This window comes from Rhizobium sp. S163, from assembly GCF_030380805.1.
Lineage (GTDB): Bacteria > Pseudomonadota > Alphaproteobacteria > Rhizobiales > Rhizobiaceae > Rhizobium.
Window position 1 is genome coordinate 1 of record NZ_JAUDSA010000027.1, and the last position, 1,649, is coordinate 1,649.

2 protein-coding genes are annotated in these 1,649 nt (G+C 58.3%); both read right to left on the reverse strand.

The genetic code is table 11. The features are described 5' to 3' along the window. Positions 1-93: 93 nt before the first annotated feature. Complete coding sequence (locus QTL96_RS22665; protein ID WP_289729295.1) at positions 94-1,260, reverse strand: tyrosine-type recombinase/integrase; 1,167 nt, start codon at positions 1,258-1,260, stop codon at positions 94-96. After that, a partial coding sequence (locus QTL96_RS22670; protein ID WP_289729296.1) for a hypothetical protein occupies positions 1,257-1,649 on the reverse strand: 393 nt, incomplete at its 5' end. The genes QTL96_RS22670 and QTL96_RS22665, both read right to left, overlap by 4 nt.

Genomic DNA, 1,649 nt, shown 5'->3' on the forward strand with positions numbered 1-1,649 from the left:
TTGGAGGCCTCGCCCGGAACCGGGAAAATGGGCATTTTCAGACGCTTATAGACACATTGCCACACTTGAGCCTGGAATAATTCCCAAGCGATATCAAAGGCCGCTGCCACACTCTGCCACACCCTCAGACGACGAATCCTCGTCGATGGCCAGCAGCCTTGTCCCGATCCCGTCCCACTGAATTTTAGCAACGGTCTGCCGGGACAACCGCGCGCGCTCAGCGTTCCGGGTGTAAATCTTGGACGTCTTCCCATCCTTCCATCCGAACATCGCTTCCATCATGCTGTCGGTGGCCTCGTTGTGCGCCACGTCGGTAGCAAGACCTTTCCGAACCGAATGTGAGGTGAGGTGGCCCATGCCAGCCTGACGCCACCAATCAGAGATCCGGTTTCCTAGCCCCTTGATGCTGAATGGCTTCCCAAACTCGGTGACTAGGTAGGTCAACGCGGTCACCTTGTGGCGAGCCAAGACCCCTTCCAGGATCGGGTGTATCGGCACGATCAGATCAACTGGCGTCCGGTTACGGTTCTTGAACAAGCGCAGGCGCAATTCATTCCCGCGGCGGTGCTGTGGCCCGATCACGGATAGGTCCGACACGCGCAGTCCGGTATACATCTGGATCGAGAGGTAAAGGACTGCCTTCGATTCCACGCCGTGATGTTCGATGAACTTCTCAAGCTCGGCCGGCGTGGCGGTCTCGTGGCCATCGGAGTGCTGGTTGAACGGCTCGACAGCGCGCGCGATGTTGGGCGTGATCGCTTCTCCCTCCCGCTTCGTATCGAATACCTGGCGGAGAACTTTCAGGCGCTCGTCCGCGGCGAAGGGGACGGCCTTCTTCCGATCTCGAAGAACCTCGATGTGGCTGATAGCCATCTTGGGCAAGGGGATTTCAGAGAATGGCCGCGCGTCTGTATCGCTCAGCGGCTCGATCCACATGGCCTCGATGATGTTGCGCCGCCGGGTCTGGGTAGTGACATCGAGAGAGGTGAACCCCTTCGATCGCATATACTCCATGCAGAGCCACCGAAACGTTCCCTGCTTCACGACCACCGATATCGGCTTCGCCTCACCAATGCGCTCCACGATTGGCTGAGCCGCCTTGCGGGCCTTCCAATAGGCTACAGCGAACTCTTCGCTGTTGATGTCGTCTGGGAGCCGGCATATGCGCTTTCCGTCAATGCGGAGATAGTAGCGCATCGTCTTGTGACGGCTCTTGTTCTTTTCAACGTAGGGCAGATCGATGTTGGCCACGTCTGTCATGCAGACGCCCGCCAGTTATCACCGTCGTCGACGTCTTCCTCTCGCTTCGATATCCCGTCGTCAGGCCACGATGCCATCGCGGCAATGATATCGGAGACGAGCCAAACCTTCCGGCTATGCCACTTCCTCGGCCGTGGAAGGAAACCCTCCTCAACCATCAAATCGACAGTATTCGCGCTCACCCCGATCGCCATGGCGACTTCGGACCTGTTCAGGCCAAGGCGCGGCACATTGCGGCTGAGATCAACGGTTGTCCCCATGTTATCCCCGCTTTCCACTGCTGTCGTCCACAGGCCTGCTTGGACGAAACGGTTTTTGCGTCCCCGCCGGATAGTAGGTGAACACGTTCTTGAAGCTCGATCGAGCCAATCCAACGTTGTCGTCGCTCC

What these genes read in the sequence shown, in the direction of transcription:
- QTL96_RS22665 (WP_289729295.1), bottom strand. Translation starts at nt 1,260, where the DNA reads ATGACAGACGTGGCCAACATCGATCTGCCCTACGTTGAAAAGAACAAG.